The sequence below is a fragment of the Nakamurella aerolata genome, assembly GCF_013002705.1.
Taxonomy (GTDB): Bacteria; Actinomycetota; Actinomycetes; order Mycobacteriales; family Nakamurellaceae; genus Nakamurella; species Nakamurella aerolata.
Window position 1 is genome coordinate 125192 of record NZ_JABEND010000008.1, and the last position, 18940, is coordinate 144131.

Here is an 18940-nt window from a genome sequence, read left to right on the forward strand (position 1 = left end):
AGAGCGCTCAGTGGTTGTTGCGGGCGATGTCAAAGCCCTTGGGCACCAGCAGGAATACCAGCGCGGCGGACAGTCCCATCAGGATGGCGCCGGCCAGCGAGGCCTGGCCGAGCCCGTCGACGAAGGCGTCCGATGCTCTGCTGGCGAGTTCCGGAAGGCCGGCCTGGTCGGCCACCGAGAGCGCGCCGACCAACGACTCGTTGGCGATGCTCGCCGCGTTCGGGTCGAGGCCCTTCGCCACGAAGCTGCCGATGTCGAGGTCGGAACGGTACAGCGCGGCCGCAACACTGCCCAGCACCGCGACTCCGAGCACGTTGCCGACGTCGTACATGGCCTCCTCGATGGCGGCGGCGCTGCCGGCCTTCTCGGTCGGCGTGCTGCCCATCATGATGGCGGAGGCGATCGCCAGCGCACCGGTGCCGGCGCCGACCAGCACCAGCGGAACGACGAACTGCCAGTACGAGGTCAGATCGCCCAGCAGCCGGATGATCAGCATGCCAACACCCGCGGTGGCCAGCCCGGCGGCCAGCACCAATCTGGCACCGATGCGCTCGGCCAAGCCTGGCGCGAACGGGGCGGTCAGCAACCCGCCGAGTGCCATCGGCAGCAGCGCGACACCCGCGACGATCGGCGTGAAGTTGGCGACCGTCTGCAGCCACTGGGCCACCAGCAACAGCACACCGGCCATGGCCAAGCTCGTCATCAGGGCGGCGAGAGTGCCTGCCGTGAAAGGCTTCCGGCGGAACAGCCGCACGTCGAGCAGCGGATCGTCCCGCGTCAGGCAACGCAGCACGAACAGCACGAGCAGCGCCAGCCCGCCGACCAGCAGCCCCCACGAGCCCAGGTGGTCCAAGCCCTTCTTCGCCAGGTTCTTGATGCCCCAGACGAACAGCACCATCCCGGCGATCGACAGCACGGTGGCGACCAGATCCCAGCGCGGCGGCTTGGGATTGCAGGCCTCCGGCAACAGCTTCCAGCCGGCGACGACAGCCACCAGCACGAACGGCACGTTGATCAAGAACGCGGCGTGCCAGCTGAAGAACTCCAGCAACCCACCGCCGACCAGCGGTCCGACAATGGCGCCCAGCCCGGCGACCACCGACCACACCGCCAGCGCCCTCGACCGTTCCGACGGGTCGGTGAAGATGGTGCGGATCATCGAAAGGGTGGTCGGCATGATCATCGCGCCGGCGGCGCCCAGTGCCGCCCGCAGGGCGATCACCGACACCGAACTCTTGGCAAGCAACACCAACACCGAGACCACACCGAACAGCGCGAAACCGATGAGCAGCAGGCGTTTTCGGGCCCCAGCGATCTGCCACGGCGCTGATCGGGATCAGCAGTCCGGCCAGCACCAGCGAATAGACGTCGACGATCCACAGCTGCTCGGTCGCCGTCGAGTTGAGGTCGCCGACCAGATCCGGCAGCGCCATGATCAGGATCGTCATGTCCATCACCACGACCAGCAGGCCGGCGCACAACATGGCGAGGGCCGCCCAGCGCTGACGCGCCGTCATCGACTCAACGGTGTTCGGCGCCTTCGTCGCGGCGCCCTGATTCGGTTTGCTGTCACGCATCGGGGTTCTCCATCAAACGGGTGAGGGCATAGGACAGGTCGTCGTCTTCGAGCTCGGGCTGGTACACCGCGTGCATCAGCAGCCCGTCGACATAGATGGCAATGGCGCGGGCCGACCGCCGGCTGGTGTAGCCCGACAGCAGCTGCACCAGCCCCTGGTAGTAGCGGTCGGCCAGCGGACGCAGCTCGGGGACTTCCATGCTGGCCACGTAGAACGCGGCGTCCGTGCGCAACCTGACCGGGTCGGTGAGGTAGTCGGCGAGGTAGCGGACCAGGGCGCCGGGCACGTCGGCGGCCGAGCGCAGTTGCTCGGCGAGCCCGACGAGCCCGTCGTCCACAAAGGTGGCGAGCTTCTCCAGCGCCTGCCCGCGCAGGTCGTCCAGCGAGGTGAAGTACTGCGTGGTGGAACCCAGCGGCACTCCCGCCCGCTCCGCCACCTTGCGGTGGGTGACGTCGTTGAAGCCGGCTTCGATGATCAGTTCGGCCGCGGCGTCGACGATGGCGCGCTTGCGCCCGGCCGGGTCGCGTTGAGCTCTCGAGGTCATGCGTGAACTGTACATGCGTACATGTACATCTGTACAGTCCGCCGGCTGCGGGCTGGGTCACAGCCGAGTCGGTGCCAGCGGGGCCGGACGATCCGGACCGGCCGGCGCGCTGCGGTCAGCGCTCGGCTGAGCGTCGGTTTACGCTCGCCGGGGCGTATGCACCGCCGAATTGCCGTTCGAAAGGTATGTATGTCGACCGAGAGCAAGCCACCCGTCGACCCGGGGCTGCAGGCCGAGGATTCCGGCTACCACAAGGATCTGAAGCCGCGGCAGCTGCAGATGATCGCGATCGGTGGCGCCATCGGCACCGGCCTTTTCCTCGGCGCCGGCGGCCGGCTGGCCAACGCCGGGCCCGGCCTGTTCATCGTGTACCTGGTCTGCGGCATCTTCGTCTTCCTGATCCTGCGGGCGATGGGCGAGCTGGTCCTGCACCGCCCGTCGTCCGGATCATTTGTCAGCTATGCACGTGAGTTCCTCGGTGAGCGCGCCGCCTTCGTCGCCGGCTGGATGTACTTCCTGAACTGGGCGATGACGTCGATCGTCGATGTCACCGCCATCGCCACGTACATGCACTACTGGGGCGCCTTCAAGGGCATCCCGCAGTGGCTGCTGGCGCTGCTGGCGCTGGCCGTCGTGCTGACCATGAACCTCATCTCGGTGAAACTGTTCGGCGAGTTGGAGTTCTGGGCCGCGCTGGTGAAGGTGGTGGCGCTTGTCGCCTTCCTGGTGGTCGGCGTCGTCTTCCTTGGCGGCCGGTTCGAGATCGAGGGCCAGCGCACCGGGCTGTCGGTGATCAACGACAGCGGCGGCTGGCTGCCGCAGGGCATCCTGCCGCTGGTGCTGGTGATCTCCGGCGTCGTCTTCGCCTATGCCGCCGTCGAGCTGGTCGGCACCGCCGCCGGCGAGACCCCGGAGCCGCAGAAGATCATGCCGAAGGCCATCAACACGGTCATCTTCCGCATCGCGGTGTTCTACGTCGGCTCGCTGGTGCTGCTGGCGCTGCTGCTGCCGTACACCGCCTACTCCGCGGACGAGAGCCCGTTCGTCACGTTCTTCTCCAAGATCGGCTTCACCGGCTCCGGCAGCATCATGAACCTGGTGGTGCTGACCGCCGCGCTGTCCAGCCTGAACGCCGGGCTGTACTCCACCGGACGGATCCTGCGGTCGCTGGCAATGAACGGTTCGGCTCCGAAGTTCACCGGCCTGATGAACAAGCACGGGGTGCCGTACGGCGGCATTCTGCTGACCGCCAGCATCACCCTGCTCGGCGTCGGGCTGAACGCCATCGTGCCGGACCAGGCCTTCGAGATCGTGCTGAACGTTGCGGCGCTCGGCATCATCGCGTCCTGGGCCACCATCGTGATCTGCCAGCTGCAGCTGTGGCGGTGGTCGCGCAACGGCCGCATCGACCGACCCAGCTACCGGATGCCCGGCGCGCCGTGGACCGGTTACGTCACGCTCGGCTTCCTGGCGCTGGTGCTGGTGCTGATGGCCTTCGACAAACCGATCGGCACCTGGACCATCGGCCTGCTGGTGGTGATCATCCCGGCGCTGATCCTCGGCTGGTACCGGGTGCGCAAGCGGGTGCTGGAGATTGCCGAAGAACGCAAGGGCTTCACCGGCACCTTCCCGGTGATCGCCGACCGGCCGACGCCGACCCCTGGCCACCTGCCCAAGAACCTGCCGCGCCGGCGCCGCAAGTAGCCGGCCGAGAGGCGGCGCGGTCCGGTCAGCCGACCGGCCCGGGCAGCGTCGCCGGCAGCCCGGCCAGCGGGAACATCTCCAGGTCGAAGAACGCCGCGACATGCACGATGTCACCGTCAACGAAGTCGGCGACCTGCAGCTGGAACGGTCGGTAGGTGTTGTCGGCGTGGTCGAGCAGGTACACGCCGGCGGCCGGCTGGCCGTTCACCACCACCGGTACCAGCTTCAGGTCGCCGGGCGCCGCGGCCGGGCACTGACCGAGAATCAACTCGCCGATGTTCGTTGCGCCCCGGTACCAGCCCACCACCGGTGGCATCTCCCAGGTGGCGTCATCGGCGAGCAGTTTCACCACGGTGGCGATGTCGTGGTTGTCGAACGCCGCGACGAACTCGTCCCACACCCGCTGCTCGTGCTCGGACAGTTCGCTGGCCCTGCGGCCCTCGGCGCGCATGCCCTCGCCCACCGTCGCCCTGGCCCGCTGCAGCGCGCTGTTGCAGGCGGCGACGGAAGTGTCGATCAGCTCGGCCGTCTCGGCGGCGCTGAATTGCAGCACGTCCCGCAGAATCAGCACCGCCCGCTGCTTGGCAGGCAGATCCTGCAGGGCGGCCACCATCGCCAGGCTGGTGCCCTCCCTGACGACGGCCGCCTCGGCCGGGTCGGGGGTGCGGTTGCCCCACAGCACATGGTCGGGAAGCGGTTCCAGCCAAGGGATTTCGTTGTTGGTCTGGACGGACACCCGCGGGTCGGACGGCCCGCCGGCACCGATCCCGGTCGGCATCGGCCGGCGCCCGGCCGCCTTCAGCGCGGTCAGGCAGGTGTTGGTGGCGATCTTGTACATCCAGGCTCGCACGGTGCTCAGCGAGTCGAGGGTGTGGAAGGCCCTCCAGGCCCGCAGGTACGTCTCCTGCACCTGGTCTTCGGCGTCGGTCACCGACCCGAGCAGCCGGTAGCAGTGCGCCAGCAGCTCAGGGCGCAGCGCGGACGTGTGCCGCTCGAACTCCCGCTCCGACGCGCGGGCGTCCGGTGCGGTGTCGAGCCTGGTGCTGGTCATCGATCGATCCTCTCCGGTTGCCGCCGATTTGGGAAGACGCCGGTGCTCAGGCGGTTGCGGTGCTGCTGCGCCGGGCGGACGCACCCGCCGCTGCCAGCGGGTCCATCCACATCAGCTCCCAGACATGCCCGTCCGGATCGGCATAGGAACGGCCGTACATGAAGCCCTGATCCTGGACGCGAACCTCGGTGCCGCCCGCGGCGATGGCCGCGTCCGCGAGCCGGTCGACGTGCTCGCGGCTGTCCGCCGAGACGGCCAGCACCGCGGCGTGACCCGCGCCGGTCCGGGTGAAACTGGCGTAGCACTCCGGTTTCAGCAGCATCGCGTAGATGTTGCCGCCGAGCACAAGGCACAGCGCCCGCTCCGGGTCGCAGAACTCGTCGTTGAAGCGGTAGCCGAGCGCGGTGAAGAACCGGCGGCTGCGCGGGAGGTCGGACACGGGCAGGTGGACGAAAATCAGCTGGTGCATGCCGAGACTCCTTGCCGGGTCGGCGGTTTCACCGGTGCGCCGCCGGCTCGTCGCGGAGCGCATAGGTCAGCACCGCGTTGCCCGACGGTGTGGTGTCGGCGCTGAGCAGCCGCAGCCGGGTCTGCGCCTCGTCCGGGGTGAACAGGTGCCGCAGGCCGCTCCCGGCGATCACCGGGTGGACGGTGAGCAGCAGTTCGTCGATCACACCGGCAAGGAACAGCTGCCGCACCACAGAGATGCTGCCGTTGACGGCGATGTCGCCGCCGTCGGTCTGTTTCAGCGCCCTGACGAACTCAACAAGATCACCCTCGATCAGCGTCGAGTTGTTCCACTCCAACGGGCCGGTCAGGGTGCGCGAGGCGACGTGCTTGCGCACCGGGTTGATGAAGGCGCCGAAGTCGTCGTCGTTGCCGGGCCAGTACTCGGCCCACTCGATGTACGACACCCGGCCGAGCACCACGTCGTCGACCGACTGCAGGCTCTGGCCGATCAGCTCGCCGAGCTTGTCGTCGAAGGCGTCGCCCTGGAACAGGTTCGGCGCTTCGACAACGCCGTCGATGGAGGTGAAAAGGCCGGCGATGCACTTGCGAGGCATGGGAACTCCTGAGGTTGTGAGCGGGTGTACGGATAGTCAGAACCGTGGTGCCGGGCCCGGTGAGCTCAGCGCCATCCGGACACCGCTACAACCACCGCGCCCGGCAGAACTCATCGCCGCCGCGGGAAATTCATCACCTGCTGCACCAGTGCGACGAATCGGGCCGATCGGAGCGGGAATCGACGACGGTTGCAGCTGGTGATGAACCAGCCGATGCAGCGCGCTGCCTTCCGGCCGCACCGGCCGGACGGGTTGCGCGTCGGTTTAGACTGATGACATGGCCCATCACCTGCTGCTTCCCGGGCCGCGCTGACCATCCGCCGCGACCAGCGGCGAGCAGAGTCAGCGCGGCGATCCCTTCGTGCCCACCGGGGCCGAGGGGATTTTTGCTGTTCGGCGCCGGTGTCCCCGGGCTACGGCGCCGGCACCACCTCGAGCAAACCGGGCCGGCAGCCGGCCCCGAAGACCAGAAAGCACGTGAGCATCGTGACCACCCAGCGCACCGACACCACCAGTTCCGGTCCGGCCGGCTCGGCGCCGAGCGGCGTCGCCGACACCCAGCCCGCCGCTGAAACCGCTGCCGCCACTGAAACCGCCGCCGCAGCGACACCGGCCGGTCAGCCGGCCACCGAGACCCCGCCGTACCGGTACACCGCCGAGCTGGCCAATCAGATCGAGCGGTACTGGCGCGACTACTGGCGCAGCAACGGCACCTTCCACGCCCCGAACCCGGTGGGCGACCTGGCACCCTCCGACGGCGCTCCGGTGCCCTCGGACAAGTGCTACGTGCTGGACATGTTCCCGTACCCGTCGGGCGCCGGACTGCACGTCGGGCATCCGCTGGGTTACATCGGCACCGACGTCTGGGCCCGCTATCTGCGGATGACCGGCCACAACGTGCTGCACACGCTGGGCTTCGACTCGTTCGGGCTGCCCGCTGAGCAGTACGCCATCCGCACCGGCACCCACCCCGCGGTCACCACCGCGCAGAACATCAAGCGCTACCGCGACCAGCTGGAACTGCTGGGGCTGGGGCACGACGAACGCCGCAGCGTCGCCACCACCGACCCCGAGTTCGTGCGGTGGACACAGTGGATCTTCACCCAGCTGTTCGAGGCCTGGTTCGATCCGGACGCCGACCCGGCACCGGGAGGCGGGCAGCGCGGCAAGGGCAGGGCAAGGCCGATCGCCGACCTGGTCGGCGAGTTCGAGTCGGGCTCACGGCAGTTGGCGGACGGCCGGGCCTGGACCGACCTGAGCCGCACCGAGCAGGCGGAGATCATCGACGGGCACCGGCTGGCCTACATCGCCGAGGCTCCGGTCAACTGGGCACCAGGCCTGGGCACCGTGCTGAGCAACGAAGAGGTGACGGCCGACGGGCGCAGCGAGATCGGGAACTTCCCGGTCTTCCGCCGCAACATGCGGCAGTGGATGATGCGGATCACCGCATACGGTGACCGGCTGCTAGACGACCTGGACCGGCTGGACTGGCCGGAGTCGGTGAAGTCGATGCAGCGCAACTGGATCGGCCGCAGCACCGGCGCCACCGTGCGGTTCGGGCAGGCCGGCTCACCCGGCGCCGCCGGCGGCACGGACGCGACCGGCGCCGAGATCGAGGTGTACACCACTCGCCCCGACACCCTGTTCGGGGCAACGTATCTGGTGCTGGCACCCGAGCACCCGCTGGTGCAGCAGCTGACGGCCGACGCCTGGCCGGACGGCGTCGACCCGCGCTGGACCGGCGGTGCCGACACCCCGCGGCAGGCGGTGGCCGACTACCGGCTGGCGGCGTCCCGCAAGTCGGACCTGGACCGGCAGGAGAACAAGGACAAGACCGGCGTCTTCACCGGCGCGTACTTCGTCAATCCCGCCACCGGCAAACAGATTCCGGTGTTCATCGCCGACTACGTGCTGATGGGATACGGCACCGGCGCCATCATGGCGGTGCCAGCCGAAGACACCCGCGACATCGAGTTCGCGCAGGCGTTCGGGCTGCCGGTGATTCCCACCGTGCAGCGCCCGGACGGCTTCCCCGACGACGCGGCCTACACCGGCTCCGGCCCGATGATCAACTCGGCCAACGACGAGATCGATCTGAACGGCAAGCCAGCGGAGCAGGCCAAGGCCGAGATGATCGAGTGGTTGCAGCGCAAGGGATTCGGCGCTCCACGCACCCAGTACAAGCTGCGCGACTGGCTGTTCTCCCGGCAGCGCTACTGGGGTGAGCCGTTCCCGATCGTCTACGACGCCGACGGCATCGCCCACGCCCTGCCGGACGACCAGCTGCCGCTGACACTGCCGGAGCTGGACGACTACAGCCCGGCGAAGCTGGACCCGAACGATCCGAACACCGAGCCGGTCCCGCCGCTGGGCAAGGCCACCGAGTGGACCACCGCCACGCTGGATCTGGGCGACGGCGAGCAGACCTACACCCGCGAGCTGAACGTGATGCCGCAGTGGGCCGGCTCCTGCTGGTACGAGCTGCGCTACCTGGACCCGACCAACTCCAAGCAGTTCGTCGCCCCGGAGAACGAGCGCTACTGGATGGGCAAGAACGCTGACGTGGCAGGCGATCCCGGCGGCGTCGACCTGTACGTCGGCGGCGTCGAGCACGCGGTGCTGCACCTGCTGTACGCCAGGTTCTGGCACAAGGCGCTGTTCGACCTGGGGCACGTGTCGAGCGAGGAGCCGTTCCGCCGGTTGTTCAACCAGGGGTACATCCAGGCCTACGCCTACACCGACGAGCGCGGCGTGTACGTCCCTGCCGAGGAGGTGATCGAAGATCCGGCCAATGTCTTCACCTATCAGGGCAAGCCGGTGGAGCGTGAGTACGGCAAGATGGGCAAGTCGCTGAACAACGTGGTGACCCCGGACGACATGTGTGCGCGCTACGGCGCCGACGTGTTCCGGCTGTACGAGATGAACATGGGCCCACTGGCCGATTCCCGGCCGTGGCAGACCCGCGATGTGGTCGGCTCGCAGCGCTACCTGCAGCGGCTGTGGCGGCTGATCGTCGACGAGAACACCGGCGAGACCAGGGATGTCGACGCGGCGGCGACCGAAGGGCCGGACGCCGAAGAGACCAGGGCGCTGCTGCACCGCACCATCGACGGGGTGCGCAGCGACTACCAGCAGATGAGCTACAACACCGCGGTGGCCAAGCTGATCGTGCTGACCAACCACGTCACCAAGGGTGGCGGGGTGATCTCCCGCGAAGTGGCCGAGCCGCTGGTGCTGATGACGGCTCCGCTGGCCCCGCACATCGCCGAGGAGCTGTGGAAGCGGCTGGGGCACAACGCATCGCTGGCACACGGGCCGTTCCCGCAGGCCGATCCGGCGCTGCTGGTGCAGGAGTCGGTGGAGTACCCGATCCAGGTGAAGGGCAAGGTGCGATCGCGCATCTCGGTGCCCGCCGACGCCGATCCGGCAGCGATCGAGGCGGCCGCACTGGCCGACCCGAAGATTGTGGAAGCGCTGGCCGCGCAGGGTGTTTCAACGCCGAAGAAGGTGGTCGTCGTTCCCGGCCGGATGGTCTCCATCGTCCCGTAACGCTCGCCAGTGGCGCCGCCGCCGGCGAGCGTATCGGCAGCGCATCGGCAGCGGCCCGAGAGGGCACAACGACGCCGCCCCCGTCACCCAGAGGTGGTCGACGGGGGCGGCGTTTGTCGGCGCTGGTGCCGCGGCGTTGAGGTCGCGAGCGCTGGTGCGGCGGCGGGGTGTTACTTCAGTTCGCCGGCGGCCAGCTGCTTGGCGAACTCGGGCTTGCCCTTCAGCCACTCGTCAACGGCGGCGTCCGGGTTCTTGCCGTCGTACTTCTGGGTCATCAGATCTTCCAGCTCCGACAGATCGGCGTCCGGGATGATCATGTTCTTGAACAGCTGGGCCGCCTTGGGGTACTTGGCCTCGAAGCCCTTGGTGGCGTAGTTCCACAGGCCTTCCTTGCCGCCCATGGCGCCCTTCGGGTCTTCCAGATCGCGGATGTCGTAGGCGGCGTAGGCCCAGTGCGGCTTCCACAGTGTCACCGCGACGTTGGTCTTGTCCTTCTCCGCCTTGACGATCGAGGCCAGCATGGCCGAGGTCGACGAGGTGGTGAACGTGATGTCCTGCAGGCCGTACGCCGGGATCATGGTGTCCTTGACGACACCGGTCTCGCCGGCGCCTGGCTCGATGCCGACCAGCGTGTTGTTGTATTCACCGGCCATGGACTTCAGGTCCTCGATCGACTTGGCCGGCGACGACGAGTTCACCGCGATGGTCAGCTTGGCGTTGTCGTACCAGCAGCCCAGCGGCTCCAGCTGGTCGCCGTACTTGTCGATGTAGGTCTTGTGGGTGGTCGGCAGCCACACGTCGGTGAGCACGTCGACGTCGCCCTTGGCGGCCGCGACGAAGGCCGGTGCGGCATCCAGGGTCTTGACGTCGACGGTGTAGCCGTCCGACTCGAGGACGTTCTTCATCAGGTAGGCGGTCGCGGTGGACTCGTCCCAACCACTGAAAGAGCCGATGGTGATGGACTTTTCGCTGTCCGCCTGCATCGAGCTGGCGTCCTTGACTCCGGCGGTCATGTCGCAACCGGCCTGGTCGGTACCGGCCGCGCCCCCGGCGGACCCTGCAGCACTGGACGCGCCGGAGCCGGCAGCATCGGAACCGGCAGCACCCGACCCGGCCGAGTCGGAACCGGCGGCACCCGACCCAGCGGCGCCGTCACCGGACCCAGCGGCACCGGAACCAGCGGTGGAACCATCACCGGCGGGTGCGCCGGTGTCACCAGCGGTGTCGCCCGTGGTGGCCGAGTCGTTGCTGCTGGCACCGGCGTCGGTGTTGGAGCTGCCGCAGCCGGCCAGCGCGACGGTGCCGGCAGCCAGCACCGCGGTGAGCACGGAAAGCTTGCGCCTCATCGTGTGAATCCCTTCGATCGGTGTTATCTCCTCCGGCCGTGCGGACGCGGCGGCCGGTGTGTCGGGTCTTGTCAGCGGCCGGCCGGATCGCGCCGTTTGCCGGCGAGCGAGCTGATCCGGTCGAGATAGACGGCGATGATCACCACGGCGAGCCCGGCCTCGGCGCCGAGGCCGAGGTCGAGGGTCTGCAGGGCCTGGTTCACCTGGCCGCCGAGACCGCCGGCACCGGCGAACCCGGCGATCACCACCATGGACAGCGCCAGCATGATCACCTGGTTGACGCCGGCCATGATGGTCGGCATGGCCAGCGGGATCTGGATACCGCGCAGGATCCGGCCGGGGCTGGAACCGAAGGCCTGCCCCGCTTCCACCACCTCGCGGTCCACCTGACGGATCGCCAGCTCGGTGAGCCGAATCCCCGGCGGCATGCAGAACACCAGCGTGGCAACCACTCCCGGGGTCGGGCCGATGCCGAAGATGATGATCACCGGCACCAGGTAGACCAGCCCCGGCAGGGTCTGCATCAGGTCGAGCACCGGCCGCACGATCGCCGAGACGGTGCGGCTCTTGGCCGCCAGGATGCCGATCGGTATCGCCAGGACCAGCGCGATCACCACGGATACAAGCACCAGCGCCACCGTGCTCATCGCGTTCAGCCACTGGTCGAAGCCGCGAATCAGGTAGAAGCCGATCACCGCGAACAGCGCGATCGGCCACCCTCGGCGCAGGCCGCCGGCCAACAGCGCGATCGCCGCGAACACCAGGATGATCACCCAGTACGGCGGGGTCGACAGCACCTGGTACAGGCCGTCGTAAAAGCCGGTGACCACCGTCTTGATGAAGTCGAACAGCCAGGTGGCGTGGGTGGTGAGCCAGTCGAAGGCGTTCTCGACGACGTCGCCGAACGGGATCTTCGGGTTCATCACATCGGCCATCTCAGCTCACCTCCCCTTCGGCTCCGGTTCTTGACGGCTTGGTTAATGGATCGGATATGGATGCGCTTTCCGCAGCGGCGGCGCGCTCGGCCGGGCCGGCCTGGTTTTCGGTCGCGGGCTCGGAAGGCTCAGCGCCGGACGGCTCGATGGGGGTCGGCCGGCCGATCGGGTTCGGCTCGCCGGCCGGCGGCGCCATCGACGCCAGCAGGCCGACCCGGGGCACCACGCCGCGCAGTCGCCCGTTGTCGCCGATCACGGCCAGCGGCACCGGCGATTCGGCGGCGGGCGCGAACATGTCGGCGACCGGGGTGCTCTCCTGCACGGTGACAAGGCCATCGCGGCGAATCAGCGATTCCAGGTCGGTACTGCCCTGCTTGACGGCGGCGACCACGTCGCTGTCGGTCACGTAGCCGAGCAACCGGCGGTCCCGGTCGACCACCAGCACCCCGGAGGTCTGGTGCTGCCGCATCTCGTTGACGGCGCCGCGCGGCCCGCTGGTCAACGGCACCACCGCGCCGGGTTGTTCCATCACCGACGCGGCGGTGAGCACCTTGGCCCTGTCCACCTCGGCGGTGAACCTGGCGACGTAGTCGTTGGCCGGGTCGGTGAGAATCTGCTCGGCGGTGCCGATCTGCACGATCCGACCCGACCGCATCACCGCGACCCGGTCGCCGACGTACATGGCCTCGTTGAGGTCGTGGGTGATGAACACGATGGTCTTGCCGAGGGTCGACTGCAGTTCGATCAGCTGATCCTGCATCTCCCGCCGGATCAACGGGTCCAGCGCCGAGAATGCCTCGTCCATCAGCAGAATGTCGGTCTCGGCCGCCAGCGCCCGCGCGAGCCCGACGCGCTGTTGCATGCCGCCGGACAGTTGGTTGGGATACCTGTCGCCCCAACCCTTCAGGCCGACGACGTCGAGCCAGTGGTCGGCCCGGTCCAGCCGTTCGGCCTTGCCGACGCCGCGCTCTTTCAAGGCGTAGGCGGCGTTTTCCCGGACGGTGCGGTGCGGCAGCAGCGCAAAGTGCTGGAACACCATCGAGATTCGATCCCGCCTGATGCTGCGCAACCGTGAGTCGGACACCGAGGTGATGTCGGCGTCACCGACGAAAACCTTTCCGGCAGAAGGCTTCCAGAGTCCGTTGATGGTGCGGATCAACGTCGATTTGCCCGAGCCGGACAGGCCCATCACCACGAAGATCTCGCCGGCGCCGACATCGAACGTTGCGTCGATCACCGCGGCGGTGCCAAGGCCCTTGAGCTGTTCCGAATCTTCACCGGCCTTGAGCCGCCTGACCAGTTCGCCCTCGCGGCGGCCGAAGACCTTGTAGACGTCCTGCACCCTGACGGCGGGTGAGGCAGCCGGTGTCGCGGCCTGATCCGGCGGCTGGTTCGGCGCGGGTTTGCTCAACGATGGCGGGGTGGACAATAGCTACCTTCCTGTCGGGCTGCCCCTCCCGGACGGAAAGTGACAACCGACCGCCGTCGTCATCGACTCATGCGGTCCGTTGCGAAGCGCATTGGCGGCGCTCGTCTCTCCCGTGCCCCAACCGAGAACAGCGTACGAATGCGCCGACAACCTTAGCCACGATCGGGTCGGCAACGCGAATCCCGGCAGGCGCCGAAACTGGCCGTCGCACATCGGTTAGCGCTTCGATGCGGTCCCAAAAGTGCGCAGTCACCGAACGTTGGCAACGCTCTGACCACCGAAAACGTTGGGACACCGGCAACTCCGTTGACGGCGGGACGCGTTGTAGTGGCAGCACGATCCAGCGTTACCAGTTCGTTGTATACCGGCGGTATATCTCACTCAGCGGACGCCGGCGCCGGCGGTGAGCGGTATCACTCAGCAGACGTCATGCAGCGGTTGCCGCGCGCCGGTGCCACCGGCTCAGGACGCCGGGTCGATACTGCCGGCAAGTTGACCTGCCGTGGCGGGCTTTTGCTCGGTGCCGGCGATCACCGCGCGGGCCTCGTCGGTCTTGCCGAAGATGTTCCACAGCAGCACGCCGACCACCTGCAACTTCTCACCCTGCACCGGCACGGCGTAGTAGACCACCGCGGCGCTGTGCTCGGAGTTCCAGTCCTGCACCATGGTCAGCGAACTGTCCAGCCGGCCAACCGCTTCGTAGCCGTCGTCGAACAGGTCGGAGAAGAACAGCGGGGTGTAGTCGTAAGGCGCGACGTCGCCGGCCATGTTCGCGCCGGCGCGCTTACCCATGGCTTCGGCATTGTCCACGTGCTCCACTCTGCGGCGGCCGAGCAGCTTGTCCGGGTAGTTGGCGACATCGCCTGCGGCATAAATGTTTTGATCCGACGTACGCAGGTCCGCGTCGACCACGACGCCGTCGTCCACCCGCAGTCCGGCGTCGGCGGCCAGCTCGTCGTCGACGCTGATACCAAGACCGAGAACCACCACCTCCGCCGAGAGTTGCTCGCCGGTGTCGGTGTTCAACAACACCGTCTCAGCGGCCTCGCCCTCGGCACCTCGATGGTGGCGCAGCGCACCGCCCGTCACCCTGGTGCCCGGCACCAGCTTCACCCCGTGCGCGGTGAACTGTGCTTCGATGTGCTCGACGATATCGGCGGGAAACATGTTGCCCAGCAAGTGCTCTGCCGGATACACCAACGTCACCTCGGTGTCCGTCACAGCCAGCCCGGCAGCGACCTCCGAGCCGATGTACCCACCGCCGACGACGATCGCGCTGGTTCCCGGCCCGGTGAGCGACCGCAACCGCCGGTAGTCGGCCACCGTGCGGTAGTAGATGACGCGCTCGCCGGCCGGCAGTCCCTCCAGCTGTTTCGGGTCACCGCCGGTGGCCAGCAGCAGCGTGCGGTAGCCGATGGTCTGCCCGGAATCGGTGGTCACCGTGCGCTGCGCCGGATCGATGCTCACCACAGTGGTGCCGGTGGCCACGTCCGCATCCGCGTCGGTGTCGGTGTGCAGCCAGATCTGGTCGAAGTCGTACTTCGGGTCGGTCCACAGCTTCTTCGACAGATCCGGCCGGTACACCGCACGGTTGGGATCGGCGCCGATCACCGCAATGCTCGCCTTCGGGTCCTGCTGGTGGATGGCCTTGGCCGCCGAGTACGACACCACACCCCCACCGACAATCACGTAGTCGTACGAGTCGGACAGCGTCGTGCCGCCCTTGTCCGTCGCAGCGCTGGTCATCTGGCTTCTCCTCGGGTCGACTCGTTCCGAGGTTAGGCAGGACGGCGCCGGCCCGCCACCAGGACCGCCGCGTCAGGGGTCAGGCGTCCTGCTCGCCGAGACCGCGAGCGACGAGTCGGCGCCGGATGTCGTCCGCTGCCGCCGGCCAGGTGCAACTACCGCGGCGGAACCGTCCGGCAGAAGTGGATCAGCATCCGATCTGTCGGGCAGCAGCGCCGCGCCGGTTCGGGCTACAGCAGCGGCAGCAGCGCGCGGGCCTGCTCGACGGTGTCGGAGTCGACGGTGGCGACGAGCACCCCGGGCCGGTGGTCCAGCCGGGCGCGCAGACCGCCGAGCGGGTCGACCAATGCGCTGCGCCCCACCCCGAGCGGGGAGCCGGCCGCGACCCGGGGCAGCGGGTCGGGAACCGGCTGATCGCTTGCCAGCAGCCAACTTTGCGCATCCATCGCGCGCACCCTGGTGAGCAGATCCCACTGCTCGGCCTTGCCCGGCCCGTCACCCCACGATGCCGGCACCACCACCAGCTCGGCGCCCGCCTGGCCGAGCGCGGTGAACTGATCGGCAAAGCGCAGGTCGTAGCAGGTGGCAACGCCGACCGTCAGCCCGCCGCAGCCGAAGGTGACCAGCTCGGCACCGGGCTGCACCACCGTGCTCTCCTTGCCGCCGAAAGCGTCGTACAGATGGATCTTGTGGTAAACCCATTCGCCGCCGGGCCCGGTGATCAGCACGGTGTTCCGCACCCGCGGCCTGGGCGCGCCGGCTGCGGGAGTGTCGCCGGCGGCGGGAGTGTCGTCCGCGGGAGTGTCGGCAGCGGGAGTGTCGACGGCTGCGGGAGTGTCGACGGCTGCGGGAGTGTCGTCGACGGCGGGGGTGAACATGCCAACCACCAGGGTGCTGCCGAGTTCGGCGGCCAGCGCCCGCACCCCGTCGGCGAACCGTCCGTCCGGCGGCTCGGCCACCTCGGTGAGCCTGGTACCGAAACGCGCCATGCTGGCCTCGGGGAAGACGATCAGCTCGGCCCCGGCCACCGTCCTGGCAAGCGCGCCGATCCGCTCCAGGTTGTCCGCGGGATCGGGGCCGGCGGAGAACTGCACGGCGGCAATCTGCAAGGTGCTCACCCCGCCATGGTCCCAGAGTTCCCTGGCTCGGTCGGGCTCGCACCTCACAGCTGAGATTGCACATCACAGCCGAGATGGCTGACGAACCGAGCTGTGACGCGCGAACTCGGCTGTGATGTGCAAGGCCGGCGGGGAGATCATCGGTGGGGGTCATCGGTGGGATGCCCGTGGCGGGAACCGGGCGAAGCCGTGTCCGATTCTCGCTGGTCCCGGCTCGGTCGGCGGGGGCAGGATGACGCGGTGACCGTTGCCGCACCCCGTTCTGTTCCCACTACCTCCGCACTGCTCGCCACCGGTGTCACGATGGTGTTGTGGGCCACCGCGTTCGTCGCGATCCGCGGTATCGGTGACGAGTTCTCGCCGGGCGCGATGGCGTTCGGGCGGCTGCTGGCCGGCACCGCCGCCCTCGGCGTGATCGCGCTGCTGACCGGCTGGCTGCCGGGGCCGCGCCGACAGTCGGCACGGGTGCGCCGGCCAAGCGGCCGGGCATTGGCGCTGATCGCGATCTACGGCGTCGCCTGGTTCGGCGGCTACACGGTGGCGCTCAACGCGGCCGAGGTGCACGTCGATGCCGGCACCGCCGCCGTACTGGTGAACATTGGGCCACTATTGATCGCGGCGTACGCCGGAGCCTTTCTGGGAGAAGGGTTTCCGCGGAACCTGGCGATCGGCATGGGGGTGGCGTTCGTCGGGGTGGTGGTGATCGGGGCGTCCACCTTCACCGGGAAGATCAACCTGCTGGGCGTGCTGCTCGGGCTGGCGGCGGCCGCGCTGTACGCCGTCGGGGTGCTGGTGCAGAAGCAGGCGCTCGGCCTGGTGAATCCGATGACGGCGACGTTCTTCGGCTGCCTGATCGGCTGCGTTGCCTGCGCGGTGTTCGCCCCTGCCTTCTTCTCCGAACTGGGCCGGGCCTCCGGCGGGGCGATCTGGGCGGTGATCTATCTCGGGGTGTTCCCCACCGCCATCGCCTTCTCCACCTGGGCCTATGCACTGTCGGGCACGCCGGCCGGGGTACTCAGCGCATCCTCGTACGTGGTGCCGGCGCTGGCCTTCGCACTCGGGTGGTTGCTGTTGGGCGAGGTGCCGGCGTGGCTGACCGTGCTGGGCGGGGTGCTCAGCCTGGTCGGCGTGGTCATCACCCGGCTGCCCAGCCGCCGGCGGTCGCGAGCATCCGGCGGCTGACGCTAGCCGCGCCCTCGAGCGGGGTCCTCGCTGCCGGCATCGGGCGCTCCGGACGCAGCACGGGCACCGTCGCGACTCAGCATGCCGTCGAGCAGCCAGTCCAGCGAGCGATGGAACTCGGCGCGCGCCTCCGCGGCCGGGCGGGCCGGCCTGGCGTCGTCCCGCGCCGGATCCGCGGTCGCATAGGCCGCGAACCCAATGGTGTGCACCACCAGGGTGCTCAGCGCCGGTTGCCGCTGGGCCTCCGGCAGGCCGAGCTCACCAAGGTCGGCCCGCAGCGCACGGCCAAGCCGCTGCGCGTTCTCGCCGCTGGCGCCCTGCCTGGTGAGGTACAGCGGCACCAAACCGGGGGTGCCGACCAGCACGTCGTAGGTGGAGCGCATCATGTCCCGCACCCGACGCTGCGGGTCACGCGAACGGGAAATCACCACGGCGCCGAGCCGGTCGTCCAACAGTGCGTCCACCAGCTCGAGCTTGTCGGAAACGTGGCTGTACAACGTGTTCGGCCGAACGCCGAGCGCCCTGGCCAGCGAGCGCATGCTCAATGCCGGGTAGCCATCGGTATCCAGGATCTCCCTGGCGGCCCGCACCACGGCGTCCCTGGTCAGCCCCGCGCGCTGTCCGACGCCGCGGCCGTTGCCTTGCTGCTGCGCTGTGTCCACCAGCCACCCCTCCCCGTCTTGTTAACTGTACGTTGTCCAGTTATGTTGGACGGTGTACAGCTTGTCTCTCGTAGAGCGAACCGCAAGGAGCGCACCATGACCACTCCGATCACCGGCACCGCGCAGGACGTGCCCTATCTGTTGATCCCCGGCAGTTCCGCGCAGGCCCCGGTTGTCGCCGGCTGGCATCTGATGGACTCTCCGATGACGCCGGAAGCCTTTCACGCGGCCATCCCGTTGGACGGTCTGGACGCCTGGAAGCTCTACCTGGCGCTGCCGCAGACGCCTCGGCGCATCGACCCGGACGAGGCCGACCAGGTCCAGCAGGGATGGATGACCGACGCGGTGCTGAACGGTCACGACCCGGTGAATCGGCAAGCGTCCCAAGAGTTTCCAGGGGTTCTGGCCGCGCTGTCGGCGGAGTTCGGGTTCGGTGCGGGGCCGCTCGGCATCATGGGCGGCTCGGCCGGCGGCGGCGTTGCGGCCGAGGTGTTGGCCGCCGGGCTGGCCCCGGTGCGGGCGGCCGTGCTGATGAACCCGATGATCCAGCTCCGGCCGGCGGTCGCCAGCATGGCCAAGGAGTTCGGGATCACCTACACCTGGACGCCGGAGTCCGAGCTGATCGCCGACCGGATGGACTACCCGGCGCGCGCCGGCGAGATCGCCGCGCACGGCGCCCCCGCTGTGCTGGTGATCAGCGGCGCCGACGACGATCCGTCCGGAATGCTCGACCCGGCAGAGCGATTCGTCACCGCCCTGCAGCAGGCCTACCGCCAGCGCCCCGGAACCGACTCCGGCACCGGCGACCAGGCGAGCGCCGGTGCCGGTGCCGGTGCCAGTGCCGAGTGGGTGCGCGTCGACCGCGTCGCGCACGCCCTTGCCGAGCAACCCGGCATCGACCCCGCACCCCAGCTCCCTGGCGCCGCCGAGTTCGATCGCCTTGCGGTGCAATGGTTCTCGCGCTACCTGCGCTGACGCGCCCGGCGCAACAACCCAGCGCGACAACGACCCGGAGCGACGACGCCCCGCGCGA

The 18940-nt window shown here is 68.7% G+C and carries 14 protein-coding genes and 1 pseudogene; 4 read left to right on the top strand and 11 right to left on the bottom strand.

Annotation, left to right across the window (positions count from 1 at the left end):
• Nucleotides 1–7 precede the first annotated feature (7 nt).
• Nucleotides 8–1577 (bottom strand): annotated as a pseudogene (locus tag HKD39_RS13995) (MFS transporter).
• The gene (locus HKD39_RS14000) at nucleotides 1570–2121 is read right to left on the bottom strand and encodes a TetR/AcrR family transcriptional regulator (RefSeq protein WP_171200498.1); all 552 of its coding nucleotides are present in this window, start codon (nucleotides 2119–2121) and stop codon (nucleotides 1570–1572) included. The pseudogene HKD39_RS13995 and the gene HKD39_RS14000 overlap by 8 nt, the downstream one beginning before the upstream one ends.
• 189 nt (nucleotides 2122–2310) lie before the next feature.
• Here HKD39_RS14000 and HKD39_RS14005 point away from each other — a divergent pair, with 189 nt between their 5' ends.
• Nucleotides 2311–3825: an amino acid permease gene (locus HKD39_RS14005; protein ID WP_171200499.1), complete on the top strand. Its 1515-nt coding sequence runs from the start codon at nucleotides 2311–2313 to the stop codon at nucleotides 3823–3825.
• Between the two features lie 25 nt (nucleotides 3826–3850).
• Here the strand turns inward: HKD39_RS14005 and HKD39_RS14010 are convergent, their stop codons facing one another.
• From HKD39_RS14010 to HKD39_RS14020, 3 genes are read right to left on the bottom strand one after another with little or no spacing between them, the layout of a single operon-like run.
• Complete coding sequence (locus HKD39_RS14010) at nucleotides 3851–4876, bottom strand: sigma-70 family RNA polymerase sigma factor (protein ID WP_171200500.1); 1026 nt, start codon at nucleotides 4874–4876, stop codon at nucleotides 3851–3853.
• Between the two features lie 46 nt (nucleotides 4877–4922).
• Entirely contained in the window at nucleotides 4923–5345 is a 423-nt protein-coding gene (locus tag HKD39_RS14015) for a VOC family protein (protein WP_171200501.1), read from the bottom strand.
• A 28-nt stretch (nucleotides 5346–5373) separates the two neighbouring features.
• Nucleotides 5374–5940, bottom strand: a complete 567-nt coding sequence (locus HKD39_RS14020; RefSeq protein ID WP_171200502.1) for a dihydrofolate reductase family protein — start codon at nucleotides 5938–5940, stop codon at nucleotides 5374–5376.
• Between the two features lie 660 nt (nucleotides 5941–6600).
• Between HKD39_RS14020 and leuS the strand changes: the two genes are divergently transcribed.
• Entirely contained in the window at nucleotides 6601–9489 is a 2889-nt protein-coding gene (gene leuS, locus HKD39_RS14025; RefSeq protein ID WP_212754580.1) for a leucine--tRNA ligase, read from the top strand.
• Nucleotides 9490–9659: 170 nt separating this feature from the next.
• On the opposite strand, the gene HKD39_RS14030 is transcribed toward leuS, so the two are convergent.
• The 5 genes from HKD39_RS14030 to HKD39_RS14050 form a co-directional block, all read right to left on the bottom strand.
• Nucleotides 9660–10844 carry a glycine betaine ABC transporter substrate-binding protein gene (locus HKD39_RS14030; RefSeq protein WP_425488461.1) on the bottom strand — a complete coding sequence of 395 codons (1185 nt, stop codon included), beginning with the start codon at nucleotides 10842–10844 and terminating at the stop codon, nucleotides 9660–9662.
• Nucleotides 10845–10906: 62 nt separating this feature from the next.
• Entirely contained in the window at nucleotides 10907–11770 is an 864-nt protein-coding gene (locus HKD39_RS14035) for an ABC transporter permease (protein WP_171200504.1), read from the bottom strand.
• Nucleotide 11771: 1 nt separating this feature from the next.
• Nucleotides 11772–13181, bottom strand: coding sequence for a quaternary amine ABC transporter ATP-binding protein (locus HKD39_RS14040; protein WP_171200505.1), 1410 nt, complete (start codon nucleotides 13179–13181; stop codon nucleotides 11772–11774).
• A gap of 480 nt (nucleotides 13182–13661) precedes the next feature.
• Nucleotides 13662–14945 (bottom strand): NAD(P)/FAD-dependent oxidoreductase, encoded by a 1284-nt coding sequence (locus HKD39_RS14045; RefSeq protein ID WP_171200506.1) that lies wholly within the window; start codon nucleotides 14943–14945, stop codon nucleotides 13662–13664.
• A 230-nt stretch (nucleotides 14946–15175) separates the two neighbouring features.
• Entirely contained in the window at nucleotides 15176–16063 is an 888-nt protein-coding gene (locus HKD39_RS14050) for a nitrilase-related carbon-nitrogen hydrolase (RefSeq protein ID WP_171200507.1), read from the bottom strand.
• A 240-nt stretch (nucleotides 16064–16303) separates the two neighbouring features.
• Here HKD39_RS14050 and HKD39_RS14055 point away from each other — a divergent pair, with 240 nt between their 5' ends.
• Complete coding sequence (locus HKD39_RS14055; protein WP_171200508.1) at nucleotides 16304–17245, top strand: EamA family transporter; 942 nt, start codon at nucleotides 16304–16306, stop codon at nucleotides 17243–17245.
• Between the two features lie 2 nt (nucleotides 17246–17247).
• Here HKD39_RS14055 and HKD39_RS14060 read toward each other — a convergent pair whose 3' ends face one another.
• Complete coding sequence (locus HKD39_RS14060) at nucleotides 17248–17907, bottom strand: TetR family transcriptional regulator (protein ID WP_171200509.1); 660 nt, start codon at nucleotides 17905–17907, stop codon at nucleotides 17248–17250.
• 96 nt (nucleotides 17908–18003) lie between these two features.
• Between HKD39_RS14060 and HKD39_RS14065 the strand changes: the two genes are divergently transcribed.
• Complete coding sequence (locus HKD39_RS14065) at nucleotides 18004–18882, top strand: alpha/beta hydrolase (RefSeq protein WP_171200510.1); 879 nt, start codon at nucleotides 18004–18006, stop codon at nucleotides 18880–18882.
• Nucleotides 18883–18940: the final 58 nt, after the last annotated feature.

Coding starts and splice junctions, on each gene's coding strand:
- HKD39_RS14065 (WP_171200510.1), top strand. CDS start 18,004: ATGACCACTCCGATCACCGGCACCGCGCAGGACGTGCCCTATCTGTTG.
- HKD39_RS14005 (WP_171200499.1), top strand. CDS start 2,311: ATGTCGACCGAGAGCAAGCCACCCGTCGACCCGGGGCTGCAGGCCGAG.
- HKD39_RS14035 (WP_171200504.1), bottom strand. CDS start 11,770: ATGGCCGATGTGATGAACCCGAAGATCCCGTTCGGCGACGTCGTCGAG.
- HKD39_RS14045 (WP_171200506.1), bottom strand. CDS start 14,945: ATGACCAGCGCTGCGACGGACAAGGGCGGCACGACGCTGTCCGACTCG.
- HKD39_RS14020 (WP_171200502.1), bottom strand. CDS start 5,940: ATGCCTCGCAAGTGCATCGCCGGCCTTTTCACCTCCATCGACGGCGTT.
- HKD39_RS14010 (WP_171200500.1), bottom strand. CDS start 4,876: ATGACCAGCACCAGGCTCGACACCGCACCGGACGCCCGCGCGTCGGAG.
- HKD39_RS14000 (WP_171200498.1), bottom strand. CDS start 2,121: ATGACCTCGAGAGCTCAACGCGACCCGGCCGGGCGCAAGCGCGCCATC.
- HKD39_RS14015 (WP_171200501.1), bottom strand. CDS start 5,345: ATGCACCAGCTGATTTTCGTCCACCTGCCCGTGTCCGACCTCCCGCGC.